The following is a 15,312-nucleotide window of genomic DNA, read 5'->3' as shown; positions in this document are numbered from 1 at the left end:
CCGCCACTAGTGATGGAACGCGGTCTGCACCCCCGGGGCGCGGTTCAACGGGTGCGGCTGGGCGCGTAGTTCGGGCAGGAGCCCGCGCAGGTCGTCCAGCAGCAGCTCCGCGAGGTCCGAGGAGAAGCCGTTGCGGCAGACCACGCGCAGCACGGAGAGGTCCTGGCGGTTGGCGGGGAAGGTGTAGGCGGGCACCAGCCAGCCGCGCTCCCGCAGCCGCCTGGACACGTCGAAGACGTCGTACGCCTTCACTTCGGGCTTCGTCGTCACGGCGAACACCGGGAGTTCGTCGCCCCGGGTCAGAAGCCGGAAGTCGTCCAGGGACTCGAACTCACCGGCGAGCCGCTCCGCGATGTCCCTGGACGCCTGCTGGACGGCCCGGTAACCCTCCCGGCCCAGCCGCAGGAACGTGTAGTACTGCGCGACCACCTGCGCGCCGGGCCGGGAGAAGTTCAGCGCGAAGGTCGGCATGTCGCCGCCCAGGTAGTTGACCCGGAAGACCAGCTCCTCCGGCAGCTCGGACGGTGAACGCCACAGCGCCCAGCCCACGCCCGGGTAGACCAGGCCGTACTTGTGACCCGAGGTGTTGATCGAGGACACCCTGGGGAGCCGGAAGTCCCACACCAGGTCCGGGTCGAGGAACGGGGCCACCATCGCCCCTGACGCCCCGTCCACATGGACCGGGATGTCGAGGCCGGTGCGCTCCTGGAGGTCGTCCAGCGCCGCGCACAGCTCCGCGATCGGCTCGTACGAACCGTCGAAGGTGGAGCCGAGGATCCCGACCACGCCGATGGTGTTCTCGTCGCACAGTTCGGCGGCCGCCTGCGGGTCCAGATGGAAGCGCTCGCCGTCCATCGGGACCTGGCGGGGCTCCACCTCCCAGAACGTGCAGAACTTCTCCCAGCAGACCTGCACATTGACGCCCATCACCAGATTGGGCCGGGCGGACGCCGGATAACGGTCGGAGTTCCTGGCGGACCAGCGGCGCTTCAGCGCCATCCCCGCCAGCATGCAGGCCTCGCTGGAGCCCGTGGTCGAGCAGCCCACCGTGGCCGCCGGGTCGGGGGCGTTCCAGAGGTCGGCGAGCATCGCCACGCATCGCCGCTCCAGCTCGGCCGTGCGCGGGTACTCGTCCTTGTCGATCATGTTCTTGTCCCGGCACTCGCCCATCAGCACGCCGGCCTGGGGCTCCATCCAGGTGGTGACGAAGGTGGCGAGATTGAGCCGGGAGTTCCCGTCGAGCATCAGCTCGTCGTGGACGAGCCGGTAGGCGGTCGACGGAGGCAGTGGGCCGTCCGGGAGGCGGTGCGTAGGCGGTGCCGCGACCATCGGAGCGGTCGGGTCGGCCTCTCCGAAGAACGGGTTGAGAGCGAGTCTGCGGTGCTCGTCGGACGGAGCTGCCCCGCCGTGCGAACCCTTGTGGAGCGGCATGGACGGACTCCTCAGTTCTCGGCCGCGAGTCCGGCCTTGATGGCCCGGGTGAATTTCACGACGCGTTCGGCCTGGACCCGCGCGGCGGTGAGGGTCTGCTCGGCGACCGGGATGTCGCCCTGCCCCGAGACATGGGAGGTGCCGTACGGATTGCCGTCGACGAACTTCGTGGCGTCCGTGTAGCCGGGCGGGACCAGGATGCCGCCGAAGTGGTAGACGGTGTTGTACAGCGCCAGGAGGGTGGACTCCTGGCCGCCGTGCGTGGTGCTGCTGGCGGTGAAACCGCTGTAGACCTTGTCGGCCAGCTGCCCCGCCTGCCAGAGGCCGCCCAGCGTGTCGAGGAACTGTTTGAGCTGGGCGGTGACATTGCCGTACCTGGTGGGCGTACCGAAGATCACCGCGTCCGCCCAGACCATGTCGTCCGGCGAGACCTCGGCGATATCGGCCGTCGCCTTGGCGTGCTCGGCCCAGACCGGATTGGCGTTGATGGCCGCCTGAGGGGCCAGCTCGGCCGCCTTGCGCAGGCGTACCTGTGCGCCGGCGTTCTCGGCGTCCCGCGCGATGGCCTTGGCGATCGTGGAGACGGTGCCGGTGGAGGAGTAATAGACGACGGCGACGTTGACGGGCGTGGGCATGCGGGGCCTCCGGGAGATGGAAGAGGGGGGAGAGGGAGCCGGTCAGGACCTGCTGATCACGGCCGCCGTGCCGTAGGCGCAGACCTCGGTGCCCACGTCCGCCGCCTCGCTCACGTCGAACCGCATCATCAGCACGGCGTTCGCGCCGCGCGCCCGGGCCTGGTCGACGAGCCGCTCCATCGCCTGGTTGCGGGTCTCGACGAGCGTCTTGGTCAGCCCCTTCAGCTCGCCGCCGATCATCGACTTCAGACCGGCGCCGATCTGGCTGCCCAGGTGACGGGAGCGGACCGTGAGCCCGAACACCTCGCCGATGACCTGTGTCACCTGGTGCCCGGGTACGTCGTTCGTGGTGACGACCAGGACGTCCGCCTGGGGTGTCTGTCCGCCGCCGTAGTCCTCGATGCTCATGATGTGGCACCTCCTGCGGAAAGCTTTGCCCCGGTTCGTTCCGCGCGCATCCTTGCTTACGCCAGTGGAACCCAGGCGTCCGCCACAGCGTTGATAGCTTGGGGCGGCCACGCAGCCGCGCACACACCGACCAACCCTGGAGCCCGGACCCTTGAATACGCTTGCGCTCGGCCCGAGCTGGCTGGACCCGGATTACCTGCTCAACACCTTCGGGCTGCCCGGCCTCCTGCTGATCGTGTTCGCCGAGTCCGGGCTGCTGATCGGCTTCTTCCTCCCCGGCGACTCCCTGCTGTTCACCACGGGTCTGCTGGTGACGACGGGTGACCTGAAGTACCCCCTGTGGCTGGTCTGCCTCCTGATCGCCCTGGCGGCGATCATCGGTGACCAGGTCGGCTATCTCTTCGGACGCAAGGTGGGGCCGGCGCTTTTCAAGCGCCCGGACTCCCGTCTCTTCAAGCAGGAGAACGTCGAGAAGGCCCACGACTTCTTCGAGAAGTACGGCCCGAAGTCGCTGGTGCTGGCCCGCTTCGTGCCCGTCGTCCGGACCTTCACGCCGATCATCGCCGGTGTGAGCCGGATGGACTACCGCTCGTTCATCACGTTCAACATCATCGGCGGCGTGCTCTGGGGCGTCGGCGTGACGCTGCTCGGCGCGGTCCTCGGCAAGATCGATTTCGTGCACGAGAACATCGAGATGATCCTCATCCTGATCGTGCTGATCTCCGTGGTGCCGATCGCGATCGAGTTCCTGCGGGCGCGCAGCAAGTCGAAGAAGGAAGCCGCCGCGCGCGGGGGGGACGACGAGGGCCCCTCGAACGGCGGGCCCGCTGCAGGCCCCCACGCCGGAGCGGACGACGACGGCCAGGGCCCTGCCGCCTACCGGTACACCGGCGACCAGCCGGCCCCGTACGGCACCGGCCAGGGCGCGCAGTACGGCAACGGTCAGTACGGCGGCCAGGGCGCGCAGTACGGCAACGGTCAGTACGGCGGCCAGGGCGCCCCGTACGGCGGCGGTCAGTACGGCACGCACCAGGACGGCAACGGTCAGTACGGCGGGCAGGAGGACCAGTACGGCGGGCAGCAGGGCCAGTACCGCTCTCCGTACGGCACGCACCAGGGCGGCAACGGTCAGTACGGCGACGCGCAGGGCCAGTACGGTGACGCGCAGGGCCAGTACGGCGCGGATCAGGGCGGCCGGTACACCGGCGGCCAGAACGGTCAGTACGGCGGCCAGGGCGGCCAGTACGGAGCCGGTCAGTACGGCGCCGCGGACCAGGGCGGTCAGTACGGCAACGGCCAAGGCGGCCAGTACGGCAACGGCCAAGGCGGCCAGTACGGCGGTAACCAGGCCGGCCAGTACGGCGACGGTAACCAGGCCGGCCAGTACGGCGACGGCAGCCAGGCCGGTCCGTACGGCAGCGCCCAGGCCGCCCCGTACGACGGCGGATACGACGGCGGGTACGGCGGCGGGCAGCCCGGCCCGTACACCGACGGCGGGCCCTACGGTGAGCGCCCCGCGGCCGGCCCGGGCGACAGCCAGGAGGACGACCCGGGTCAGTACGGGTGGCAGAACAGGCGCTGACCCCTTCCGAGCGCACCGACGGCGCCCCGGTCCCCCTGAGGGGGCCGGGGCGCCGCGCGTGTGTCAGAAGCCTCGGGTCCGCTTGGCCGCCCGGCGGGACGCGCCCTCGACCGCGCCCGGCACCCGCATGAAGAGCCGGGAGATCTCGCTCCCCAGGTTGACCCCGATGGCGATCGCCAGCGCCGTGGCGACCGCCGTGGAGAGCGAGGTGAGCCCGGCCTCCACCTCGTTCTGCGCGACGAACAGCAGACCGAAGTAGGTTGCCGAACCGGGCAGCAGCGGGCCGATCGCGGCCGTGATGTAGGGCAACGACGAGCTGTAGTGGTAGCGCGAGAAGAGCTGGCCGAACAGTCCCACCAGACCGGCGGCGACCGCCGTGGCGGCCACCGGTGAGATACCGCCCTCACGGGCCATCGCCCCGTAGATGATCCAGGCCACGCCCCCGTTGAGGGTCACGGCGAGCACCGTTGAGCGCTCCTGCTGGAGCAGGATGGCGAACGCCAGCGTCAGGGTCATCGAGACCAGGATCTGGAGCACCGGCCGGTCGTTGGCAACGACCTGCGCCTCCGGATTGAGCTGTGCACCGAGCTGGACGCCCAGGTAGAGCATCAGCAGGACGCCCGCCACGATGCCGATGAAGAAGTACATGACCTCCAGGAGCCGGGCACCCGCGGTGATGTAGTAGCCGGTCAGACCGTCCTGCACCCCGGCGACGAGAGCCCGTCCGGGCAGCAGCGCGAAGAGCCCACCGGTGATCACCGCGGAGGGCCGCACATCCGTCGAATGGGTGAGGGTCAGAGCGATGCCCATCGCGGCGGGGGGCATGGCCGCCACCGTGAACTGGTAGAACTCGGGCAGCCCGCGTCCGGCGCAGAGCCAGGCCAGCCGGTCGCCGAGCATCGCGCCCGCCGCCGCCACGATGAAGACCAGGAAATTACCGCCGACCAGCACCGATGCGGAGCCGGCGAGCAGACCCGCGGCGACCGTCAGCACCCAGCCCGGGTACGGGTGCCGGTTACGGCGGATCTCGGCGAGGCGCCGATAGGCCTCCTCCAGCGAGACCTCGACGTGCTCCGCCGTGGTGATGTCGTCGATCAGCCGGAACACGGCCGCCAGTCGGGTGTAGTCGGTGCCCCGGCGCCGCACGGTGCGGCTCGCCGTCACGGGGTCGTCCACCAGTGACGGCTGGTACGAGATGGACAGCAGCGTGAAGGTGACCGTCGGTTCGCTGCGGTCCAGGCCGTACGACCGGGTCACGGCGAACATCGCGGCCTCGACGTCCTCGGCGCCCTCGCCGCCCGCGAGCAGCAGCTCGCCGATACGCAGCGTCAGGTCGAGGACGCGCGGGACCGCGGGCCCCGAGTCGTCGGTCCTCTGCACACTCTCGGGCGCCGGACGCTCCGTCACCGGCATGCGCAGCATCGTGCGCATCCGGTCCTGCCAGGGGGCTTCCTTGGTCAGCCGGACCATCGGAATGCCGTGCGCGGGAGTGAACGCCGGCGGATGCTGCTGTGCGTCGTACCCGCTCGGCGGGACGAAGGCCGACGAGAGCGTGTCGGAGCCCGGCCCGCTCCCCGGGCCGGAAGGGGAACCGGGCCCGGACGCCGTCGGATCGGTGTGCAGACCGGCCGGAAGGGCGAATTCCGATGTCGGATGGTCGTCCTCGGACGGGGCCGGGGGCTGCTCCACACCGGTCGGCGGGACGAAGGCACTGCGCGCCTCGTCGGACTGGGGCTTCTGGTCCTCGGGACCGCCCTGTTCCGCCACTACTCGACCTCGTTCCTCCACGACCGCTCGTTACGGGAGCGCTTCTGCCCAGTATGTGCACGGACATGGGCCGCCACACGCAACGGGCGGCGCACCGGTGAAGGTGCGCCGCCCGTCGTCCGTACGACTGGCTGGGCCGGTCGGCCCATGCGCCGCGATCCGCGCCGTCCCGCCCGTGAGCGGAACAGTGGGATCACGTCAGTGCTTGCCGCCCTGCGCCTCGAGGCGCTTGTAGGAGGCCTCGATCTCGGCCTCGGCCTCGGTGCGGCCGACCCAGTCGGCGCCCTCGACGGACTTGCCGGGCTCCAGGTCCTTGTAGACCTCGAAGAAGTGCTGGATCTCCAGGCGGTCGAACTCCGACACGTGGTGGATGTCGCGCAGGTGCTCCACCCGGGGGTCGGACGCCGGGACACACAGCAGCTTGTCGTCGCCGCCGGCCTCGTCCGTCATCCGGAACATGCCGATGGCGCGGCACTTGATGAGGCAGCCGGGGAACGTCGGCTCCTCGAGGATGACCAGCGCGTCCAGCGGGTCGCCGTCCTCGCCGAGGGTGTTCTCGACGAAACCGTAGTCCGCGGGGTAGCTGGTCGAGGTGAAGAGTCGACGGTCCAGACGGATCCGACCGGTCTCGTGGTCCACCTCGTACTTGTTCCGCGAACCCTTCGGAATCTCGATAACGACGTCGAACTCCACGGGTGGCTCCTCCATGATCAACACATACGACTGGTGGTTAAGTGTCCCTCACGCAGATGAGTGCTCGCGAAAGGGGCTGGTCAACGGTGGCCGAGCCGGTGGAGAAACCGACGGACGGACCGTTGAACAGGTGGGGCAAGTGGAAAGTCCCGAAGTCCCTGAAGCATGGGAGCGGCCGGGGCGACCTCCGGCTCGTCGCAGGCTCCGCGGTGCTCGGCCTGGTGGTCGCCGCCGGTGCCGTCCTGGCCACCGGTCCCTGGGACTCCGGTCAGCGTAAGGCCGAGCGGGACCGGGCGGCCGTCCTGCAGCGCTCAGGTGGCGCACATCACGAAGGGACCACGCCGGACGGTCCGGAGCCCGCCGCCAGCGCGCCGGCCGTCCTGAGAGCCCTCGGCGCCAAGGGCGGCCTTACGGCCCCTGCGGGCGCGAGCGGCCTGGACGACGCCCTCACGCCCCTGCTGGACGCGCCCGCACTCGGCTCCGTACGCACCGCCGTGGTCGTCGACGCCGCCACCGGCAAGCAGCTGTTCGCGCGGGGTGCGGGGACGCCCATGACCCCCGCGTCCACGGTGAAGATCGCGACGGCCGCCGCCGCGCTCTCCGCGCTCGGCCCCGCCCACCGCATCGCGACGACGGTGCGGCTCTCCCCGGACTCCCGGACGCTCACCCTTGTCGGCGGGGGTGACCCCACCCTGGACAAGGCGGCCCTGCGCTCCCTGGCGGCCGACACGGCGCGCTCCCTGCGCGACGCCGGCGCCGGGCCCGTGCGGCTGGTCTACGACGTGTCGCGCTACTCAGGTCCGGCACTCCACCCCATCGGCCCCAACGAGAACATCGCGCCCGTCAGCGCGCTCATGGCCGACGAGGGCCGCCTCGACACGAGCGACCGGGGGCCGGCCCCCCGTACGGACGACCCGGCGGGTGACGCCGCGCGCGCCTTCGCGGACCTCCTCGACGACGCCGGTGCCGCCACCCGGTCCGCCCCCGTTCCCGGACGGGCTCCGGCCAAGGCGCGGACGGTGGCGACGCATCTGTCGAAGCCGCTCTCCGCCCTGGTCGAGCGGGCCTTGACCAACAGCGACAACGACATCGCCGAGGCGCTGGCACGGCAGACCGCGCTGAAGGCCGGGGAGCCCGCCTCCTTCGCCGGGAGCCGCCGCGCCGTCACCGCCCGGCTGAAGTCGCTCGGTCTGCCCCTGGGCGGTGCCCGGCTCGCCGACGGCAGCGGTCTCGACCGTGCGGACAGGGTGACGGCGGGGCTCCTGGCCCGGCTGCTCGCGCTCGCCGCCGGCCCCGGCCACCCGGAGCTACGCCCCGTCCTCACCGGCCTGCCGGTCGCCGGATTCAGCGGCACGCTCGGCGACCGCTACACGGCGACGTCCCCGGCGACCGGCCTGATCAGGGCCAAGACGGGCACCCTCACCGGGGTGAACAGCCTCGCCGGAACCGCGGTCGACGCACAGGGCCGGCTGCTGGCCTTCGCCTTCCTGGCCTCGGGCACCACATCGGCCGACGACGCGGAGGCCTCTCTCGACACCCTGGCCACCACGCTCACCCAGGGCACCCGGTGAGCGGCTGACACCCCACCACGGAGCGACCACCTCACGTACGGTTGACGCATGACGAGCATCGGTGGTGCCGAGATGGTCGACTGGAATCTCGCGGTCGCGACTGCGACCCGGTTCGTGCGGCCGGGTCCCGAGATCAGCCGTGAGGAGGCCCGCGCCGTCGTCGCGGAGCTCCGGCGGCATGCCAAGGCCTCGGAGGAGCACGTCCGTTCGTTCACCCGGATGATCCCGGAGGGGCACGAACCCGAGGACACCCCGGTCCTGGTCGTCGACCGGGCCGGCTGGATCCGGGCCAACGTGGCGGGCTTCCGTGAGCTGCTGCGTCCGCTGCTCGGCAAGATGCAGGAACGCCGCGGCAGCGGGCCCGGCAACGCCGTGCTCGGCGCGGTCGGCGGCAAGGTGACCGGTGTCGAACTGGGCATGCTGCTGTCCTTCCTGGCCTCCCGGGTCCTCGGACAGTACGAGACCTTCGCCCCCGCCACCCGGGAGCTGCCCGCATCCTCGAAGGGGGGTGGCAGGCTGCTGCTGGTGGCCCCCAACATCGTCCATGTCGAACGCGAACTCGAGGTCGACCCGCACGATTTCAGGCTCTGGGTGGCTCTCCACGAGGAGACGCACCGGACCCAGTTCACGGGTGTCCCCTGGCTCCGCGACCATCTGCAGGGCGAAATCCAGTCGTTCCTCGACGAGACCGACGTCGACCCGATGACCGTGCTCGAACGCCTCCGCGAGGCCGCGCAGGCCTTCTCGGGGGGCAGCCGCCCCGAGGGCGAACGGGGGGAGGAGGGCGACGACGGCGGGCGCAGCCTCGTGGAGATCGTCCAGACACCCTCCCAGCGCGAGATCCTGGGCCGTCTCACCGCGGTGATGTCCCTGCTCGAAGGCCATGCGGACTTCGTGATGGACGGAGTGGGGCCCGATGTGGTGGCCTCCGTCGCCGAGATCCGGGAGAAGTTCCAGCAGCGCAGGGCGCGTGGCGCGAGCCGGCTGGACCTGGCGCTGCGCAAGCTCCTCGGGCTCGACGCCAAGCTCCGGCAGTACCGCGACGGCGAGAAGTTCGTCCGGGCCGTCGTGGACGAGGTCGGTATGGACGGATTCAACCGGGTGTGGACCTCCCCCAACACTCTTCCCACCAAGGCCGAGATCGCCGCACCGGCGGACTGGGTGGCGAGGGTGCACCGTAAGGCAGAGTCGTGATCTTGGGTGGTCCGGTGGCACGGGATTGCCTCTCCAATCACCCATCCGAGGGACCATAGGGGCATGGGAAGGCGTGCAATGCTCGATGAACAGCTTGGCTCTGTCACCATCGACGCACTCTGAGTGACGGGACTCCGTCCCGCGCACTCGGAGGCACCCTCCCCAAAACTTCACCCGAAGGGCACCGGACATGGGTCCCCATCCTGCGGTCGCGGCGATACGCCTGGCGGTCCGCCGCGTACTTCACGACGTCGTCACCGAATACAACCGTCACACCGAACAGGCCGCACGCGGCGAGCTCGCCGAAGCAGGGACGGGCGGGCGGCGTTCCGCGCTTCCCGAGCGGCCGGACACCCCGCTGGTGCTCGTCGCATGCTCCGGGGGTGCCGACTCCATGGCCCTCGCCTCCGCCCTCGCCTTCGAGTCGCGCAAGCTTCCCGTCCGCGCCGGCGGCATCACCGTCGACCACAACCTCCAGCCCGGCTCCGGACTCCGCGCCGACGAGGTCGTCGCCCGGCTCTCCGAGATGCACCTCGACCCGGTCGAGGCGGTCGCCGTGCGGGTAGGCCGCGACGGCGGCCCGGAGGCCGCCGCCCGCGACGCCCGCTACGCCGCCCTGGACGACGCCGCGGAGCGTCACGGCGCCGCCGCCGTACTCCTCGGCCACACCCGCGACGACCAGGCCGAGACAGTCCTGCTGGGCCTCGCCCGCGGTTCGGGGATCCGTTCGCTGTCCGGGATGGCCGCGGCGTCGGGCCCCGCCGGCCGGTACCGCCGCCCGTTCCTCCAGCTCGACCGGCAGACCGCCCGCAAGGCCTGCCTGGTCCAGTCGATCCCCGTCTGGGACGACCCGCACAACATCGACCCCGCGTACACCCGCTCCCGGCTGCGCCACGAGGGCCTGCCCGCCCTGGAGAAGGCGCTGGGCAAGGGGGTCGTGGAAGCCCTCGCCCGTACGGCGCAGCTCTCCCGCGACGACGCCGACGCCCTCGACACCTGGGCCGCCGAGGCCGCGCGCTCGGTCCGCGACGACGACGGACGTCTGGAGTGCGCCAAGCTCTCCGTCCTGCCGCCCGCGGTACGCCGCCGGGTGCTGCGCCGGGCCGTGATCGACGCCGGTTCCCCCGCCGGTTCGCTCTTCGCGCGCCACATCGAGGAAGTCGACCGGCTCATCACCGGCTGGCGGGGCCAGGGCGCCATCAACCTGCCCGGCCGCGTCGAGGTGCGGCGGCAGGGTGGCAGACTGGTGATTCGGCAGAGCTGAAGCGCAAGCGGCTGAAGTGCAGGCGAAACGCCGGTCCGGCCCGGGGAAGAGTCCGGCCGGCAGGGCAGAGAAAGAGACGCGGGTGAACGAGAAGGACATGGGCACCGACCTTCAGTCGGTGCTCCTCACCAAGGAAGAGATCGACGCGAAGCTCGTCGAGCTGGCAGCGAAGATCGACGCGGAGTACGCGGGCAAGGACCTGCTCATCGTCGGCGTGCTCAAGGGCGCGGTGATGGTCATGGCGGACCTGGCCCGCGCGCTGTCCACCCCCGTCACCATGGACTGGATGGCCGTCTCGTCGTACGGGGCCGGCACACAGTCCTCGGGCGTCGTCCGGATCCTCAAGGACCTCGACACCGACATCAAGGGCAAGCACGTCCTGATCGTCGAGGACATCATCGACTCCGGTCTGACGCTGTCCTGGCTGCTGACCAACCTCGGCTCGCGTGAACCCGCGAGCCTGGAGGTCTGCACGCTGCTCCGTAAGCCGGATGCCGCGAAGGTCGCGATCGACGTGAAGTGGGTCGGCTTCGACATCCCCAACGAGTTCGTCGTCGGCTACGGGCTGGACTACGCGGAGAAGTACCGCAACCTCCCCTTCGTCGGTACGCTCGCCCCTCACGTCTACGGCGGCTGAGGCAACCGCCCCGACGGGAACCGGCGGCACCGGGTGGAACCGGCGGCACCCGGCCGAACCCGGCCGGAGTCCCGGGAACCCTTGCGGCGTTCGGGCCGTTGGAGCCTTCGAAGACGGGTTTGCCGGACCTCCCCTGCGGTCACGGGTGACAATGCTGGGGTACCGTCCGAAGAACAGTCTTTTCTCACAGCAGCATTTACCTACGGGCAGGAGGGACGGGGCGACTTCGCTCCGTATGGATGGACGTGAAGCGATACTTCCGTGGGCCGGTCATGTGGATCGTGCTGGCCGTCCTCGCCGTGGTCGTGTTGATGCAGGTCGTCGGCTCGTCCGGCGGCTACAAGACGGTGGACACCGGCAAGGTGATCCAGGCGATCAGTAAGAACCAGGTGGAGCAGGCCAAGCTGACCACCGGTGACGAACAGATCCTGAAGATCGAGCTGAAGGACAAGGCAAAGCTCGAGGGCGAGTCCGGCAGCAAGTTCCAGGCGAGCTACATCGGCAACCAGGGTGTCGAGCTCGCCGACACGCTGCAGAAGAAGTTCGAGAGCGGTGACATCGAGAAGGGTTACACCGTCTCGCCGTCGAAGCAGTCCCCGTTCGTCTCGATCCTTCTCTCCCTGCTGCCCTTCGTCCTGATCGTGGTCGTGTTCCTGTTTCTGATGAATCAGATGCAGGGCGGCGGCTCCAAGGTCATGCAGTTCGGCAAGTCCAAGGCCAAGCTGATCACCAAGGACACGCCGAAGACGACGTTCTCCGACGTGGCAGGCTCGGACGAGGCCGTCGAGGAACTCTACGAGATCAAGGAATTCCTCCAGGAGCCGGCGAAGTTCCAGGCCGTCGGCGCCAAGATCCCCAAGGGCGTCCTGCTCTACGGGCCGCCCGGTACGGGTAAGACGCTGCTCGCTCGCGCCGTCGCAGGCGAAGCGGGCGTTCCGTTCTACTCGATCTCCGGTTCCGACTTCGTCGAGATGTTCGTCGGTGTCGGTGCCTCCCGTGTGCGTGACCTCTTCGAGCAGGCCAAGGCGAACGCTCCGGCGATCGTCTTCGTCGACGAGATCGACGCCGTCGGACGGCACCGCGGTGCCGGCATGGGCGGCGGTCACGACGAGCGCGAGCAGACGCTCAACCAGCTGCTCGTCGAGATGGACGGCTTCGACGTGAAGGGCGGCGTCATCCTGATCGCCGCCACGAACCGGCCGGACATCCTGGACCCGGCGCTGCTGCGTCCCGGGCGCTTCGACCGGCAGATCGCCGTCGACAGGCCGGACATGCAGGGCCGCCTCGAGATCCTCAAGGTGCACCAGAAGGGCAAGCCGGTCGCGGAGGACGTCGACCTCAACGCGGTCGCGCGTCGTACGCCCGGCTTCACCGGTGCCGACCTGTCGAACGTGCTGAACGAAGCGGCGCTCCTCACGGCGCGCAGCAACAAGAAGCTGATCGACAACCACATGCTCGACGAGGCCATCGACCGCGTCGTGGCGGGCCCGCAGAAGCGGACCCGGATCATGTCCGAGAAGGAAAAGAAGATCACCGCGTACCACGAGGGCGGACACGCCCTGGTCGCGGCGGCCTCACCCCAGTCGGACCCGGTCCACAAGATCACGATCCTCTCCCGCGGCCGTGCCCTCGGTTACACGATGGTGCTCCCGGAGGAGGACAAGTACTCCACGACGCGCAACGAGATGCTCGACCAGCTGGCGTACATGCTGGGCGGGCGCGCGGCCGAGGAGCTGGTCTTCCACGACCCGACGACCGGTGCTGCGAACGACATCGAGAAGGCCACTGCCACGGCCCGCGCGATGGTCACGCAGTACGGCATGACCGAGCGTCTCGGTGCGATCAAGTTCGGTGGAGACAACACCGAGCCGTTCGTGGGCCGGGAGATGGGCCATCAGCGCGACTACTCGGAAGAGGTCGCGGCGCTCGTCGACGAAGAGGTCAAGAAGCTCATCGAGACCGCGCACAACGACGCGTGGGAAATTCTCGTCGAGAACCGCGACATCCTCGACGCCCTGGTCCTCGAGCTTCTCGAGAAGGAGACGCTCAACAAGGAGCAGATCGCCGAGATCTTCGCCCCGATCGTGAGGCGCCCGGCTCGCCCGGCGTGGACCGGTTCCGCCCGGCGTACCCCGTCGACGCGGCCGCCCGTGCTCTCTCCCAAGGAGCTCGCCCTCACCAACGGCACCGCCAACGGCTCGGGGACTCCGGAGATCGCTCCGACGGACATCACGTCGAAGAACACCGGCACCTCCCCGGAGGCGCTCCCCGAGGATCGCCCCGAGAGCTAGCCCCCTGCCCGACCAGGTGTGGCCCCTGTCACGGGGGCTCCACCAGGCCCGGAATGGATGCCGCGCCCCCCAGGTTCTAGCCTGTGGGGGCGCGGCTTTTCCGTATGCCTGCGTTGCCTGCCGAATTTCCGAGGTCCGGGCGGGCCCGCGCATGTGACTGCACAGAGGAACGAGGCACAGATGACCGACCCGGTGACGCTGGACGGGCAGGGCTCGATCGGCATATTCGATGAGAAGCGGGCCGAGTCGGCCGTACGGGAGCTTCTCATCGCCGTCGGGGAGGACCCTGACCGTGAGGGGCTGCGGGAGACTCCGGGCCGGGTGGCGCGCGCGTACAAGGAGATATTCGCCGGCCTCCACCAGGAGCCCGAGGACGTCCTGACGACGACGTTCGATCTCGGCCACGACGAGATGGTGCTGGTGAAGGACATCGAGGTGTTCAGCACCTGCGAGCACCACCTGGTGCCGTTCCACGGTGTCGCGCACGTCGGCTACATCCCGGCGACGAGTGGCAAGATCACGGGACTGTCGAAACTGGCCCGGCTGGTCGATGTCTACGCCCGGCGGCCGCAGGTCCAGGAGCGGCTCACCACGCAGATCGCCGACTCCCTGATGGCGATCCTGGAGCCGCGCGGGGTCATCGTCGTCATCGAGTGCGAGCACATGTGCATGTCGATGCGGGGGATCCGCAAGCCCGGGGCCAAGACGATCACGTCCGCCGTCCGCGGCCAGCTGCGCGACCCCGCCACGCGCGCGGAGGCGATGAGCCTCATCATGGCGCGCTGAGCCTCTGCGAGGGCGGGCCGACGCGGCAGCGATGAGTTCGTGCGGCGGGGGGAGTCGACCGTAGTGGAAGCGGCCGTACGGCCGTATCCACCAGGAGAGGAGCCTCCCGATGACATTCACCCATGTGCTCGCGGTAGCCCCCGTGACGGCCATCGAGCCGGCGGCGGAGTGGTACGAGCGCCTTTTCGGTCGCCCGGCCGACGCGAGGCCCATGAACGGGCTGGCCGACTGGCACATCTCCTCGTACGCCTGGCTCCAGGTCTTCGAGTCGCCCGAGCACGCCGGCGGGACGCTGGTGAATCTGGTGGTCGAGGATCTGGACCGGTCCCTCTCGGACCTCGCGGGCCGGGGGATCACGGCCGGGGAGACCCAGCCCGGCTCCCAGGGGGTGCGGTTCGCCGCCGTACACGACCCCGACGGCAACAGGGTCACCCTGATCGAGAACCCGGTGGCGGACTGAAGCCTCTCCTATGGATCAGGCTGAGGCTTCGAGGACGGGGCCGCGAGACCGGCCTGAGGAAGACGGGGCCTATGCGGCCTGGGCCGTGTTCCTGTCGTCGTCCCCGTCCTCCGGGAGCCTGCAGACACGCTCGAGGAAGTAGGCGGCGGCGACGACCGCGATGCCGGCCAGGACGGCGAAGCCCGCGTAGATGGCCTGATCCCGGCGGGGCGGGACGTCCAGGGAGCCGAGCAGGAAGACGCCCGTGCCGCCGTACATCCCCGCGACGAGCGCGACGACGAGCGCGCTCGCCTGGCCGAAGACCACGGCGCGCGCCGCCATGATCGGCTCGACCCCCTTCGCTCCCGGGCGGCGCTCCCGCTGCGCGCGCAGCCGCGCCCGGATCGACAGAGCCGTGGCGAGCAGGACGACCGCGATCACGGCCAGCACGACGGGCGCGGCGAGCGGCACGCTCGGCAGTGTCCCCAGGGAGTCCCAGAGGCGCGCCCCACCCCAGGACAGCACGCCGGCTCCGGCGAAGAGTCCGGCCAGGAGCCCGAGCCGTAGTTGCTTCACCGAGAGTGCCGCCCTTCGTCGCCGTTGCCCGTGTCGGT

At 70.1% G+C, this 15,312-nt stretch carries 14 protein-coding genes; 8 read left to right on the top strand and 6 right to left on the bottom strand.

What is annotated here, in order from left to right:
* Positions 1-6 precede the first annotated feature (6 nt).
* Genes ACIQM3_RS36280 through ACIQM3_RS36270 form a run of 3 tightly spaced genes read right to left on the bottom strand, consistent with a single transcriptional unit; the run spans position 7 to position 2,474 of the window.
* Positions 7-1,431 (bottom strand): glutamate decarboxylase, encoded by a 1,425-nt coding sequence (locus tag ACIQM3_RS36280; RefSeq protein ID WP_401632305.1) that lies wholly within the window; start codon positions 1,429-1,431, stop codon positions 7-9.
* Positions 1,432-1,442: 11 nt separating this feature from the next.
* Positions 1,443-2,066 (bottom strand): NAD(P)H:quinone oxidoreductase, encoded by a 624-nt coding sequence (wrbA, locus tag ACIQM3_RS36275; protein WP_401632303.1) that lies wholly within the window; start codon positions 2,064-2,066, stop codon positions 1,443-1,445.
* A 42-nt stretch (positions 2,067-2,108) separates the two neighbouring features.
* The gene (locus tag ACIQM3_RS36270) at positions 2,109-2,474 is read right to left on the bottom strand and encodes a YbjQ family protein (RefSeq protein WP_104786954.1); all 366 of its coding nucleotides are present in this window, start codon (positions 2,472-2,474) and stop codon (positions 2,109-2,111) included.
* Between the two features lie 151 nt (positions 2,475-2,625).
* Here ACIQM3_RS36270 and ACIQM3_RS36265 point away from each other — a divergent pair, with 151 nt between their 5' ends.
* Positions 2,626-4,056, top strand: coding sequence for a DedA family protein (locus tag ACIQM3_RS36265; protein ID WP_401632300.1), 1,431 nt, complete (start codon positions 2,626-2,628; stop codon positions 4,054-4,056).
* 63 nt (positions 4,057-4,119) lie between these two features.
* Here ACIQM3_RS36265 and ACIQM3_RS36260 read toward each other — a convergent pair whose 3' ends face one another.
* Together ACIQM3_RS36260 and ACIQM3_RS36255 are read right to left on the bottom strand one after the other, a co-directional pair.
* On the bottom strand, positions 4,120-5,823 hold the full coding sequence (locus ACIQM3_RS36260) for a threonine/serine exporter ThrE family protein (protein ID WP_401632297.1): 1,704 nt from the start codon (positions 5,821-5,823) through the stop codon (positions 4,120-4,122).
* Positions 5,824-6,021: 198 nt separating this feature from the next.
* A complete protein-coding gene (locus tag ACIQM3_RS36255; RefSeq protein ID WP_104786950.1) occupies positions 6,022-6,516 on the bottom strand; it encodes an inorganic diphosphatase in 495 nt (164 codons plus the stop codon).
* Between the two features lie 56 nt (positions 6,517-6,572).
* Here ACIQM3_RS36255 and dacB point away from each other — a divergent pair, with 56 nt between their 5' ends.
* The 7 genes from dacB (at position 6,573) to ACIQM3_RS36220 (ending at position 14,719) form a co-directional block, all read left to right on the top strand.
* Positions 6,573-8,087 (top strand): D-alanyl-D-alanine carboxypeptidase/D-alanyl-D-alanine-endopeptidase, encoded by a 1,515-nt coding sequence (dacB, locus tag ACIQM3_RS36250; protein ID WP_401632294.1) that lies wholly within the window; start codon positions 6,573-6,575, stop codon positions 8,085-8,087.
* 48 nt (positions 8,088-8,135) lie between these two features.
* Entirely contained in the window at positions 8,136-9,281 is a 1,146-nt protein-coding gene (locus tag ACIQM3_RS36245) for a zinc-dependent metalloprotease (protein WP_401632292.1), read from the top strand.
* A 190-nt stretch (positions 9,282-9,471) separates the two neighbouring features.
* Entirely contained in the window at positions 9,472-10,545 is a 1,074-nt protein-coding gene (gene tilS / locus ACIQM3_RS36240; RefSeq protein ID WP_401632289.1) for a tRNA lysidine(34) synthetase TilS, read from the top strand.
* Between the two features lie 97 nt (positions 10,546-10,642).
* Positions 10,643-11,182, top strand: a complete 540-nt coding sequence (gene hpt, locus ACIQM3_RS36235) for a hypoxanthine phosphoribosyltransferase (RefSeq protein ID WP_014155504.1) — start codon at positions 10,643-10,645, stop codon at positions 11,180-11,182.
* 239 nt (positions 11,183-11,421) lie between these two features.
* Positions 11,422-13,473, top strand: coding sequence for an ATP-dependent zinc metalloprotease FtsH (gene ftsH / locus ACIQM3_RS36230; protein ID WP_401632287.1), 2,052 nt, complete (start codon positions 11,422-11,424; stop codon positions 13,471-13,473).
* Between the two features lie 180 nt (positions 13,474-13,653).
* Positions 13,654-14,259 (top strand): GTP cyclohydrolase I FolE, encoded by a 606-nt coding sequence (gene folE, locus ACIQM3_RS36225; RefSeq protein ID WP_401632285.1) that lies wholly within the window; start codon positions 13,654-13,656, stop codon positions 14,257-14,259.
* 109 nt (positions 14,260-14,368) lie between these two features.
* A complete protein-coding gene (locus tag ACIQM3_RS36220) occupies positions 14,369-14,719 on the top strand; it encodes a VOC family protein (protein ID WP_401632282.1) in 351 nt (116 codons plus the stop codon).
* Between the two features lie 69 nt (positions 14,720-14,788).
* On the opposite strand, the gene ACIQM3_RS36215 is transcribed toward ACIQM3_RS36220, so the two are convergent.
* Positions 14,789-15,274, bottom strand: a complete 486-nt coding sequence (locus ACIQM3_RS36215) for a DUF3180 domain-containing protein (RefSeq protein ID WP_401632280.1) — start codon at positions 15,272-15,274, stop codon at positions 14,789-14,791.
* Between the last annotated feature and the right edge of the window lie 38 nt (positions 15,275-15,312).

It is taken from the genome of Streptomyces sp. NPDC091271 (assembly GCF_044757505.1).
Lineage (GTDB): Bacteria > Actinomycetota > Actinomycetes > Streptomycetales > Streptomycetaceae > Streptomyces.
This window is presented reverse-complemented; position numbering and strand designations above follow the sequence as displayed.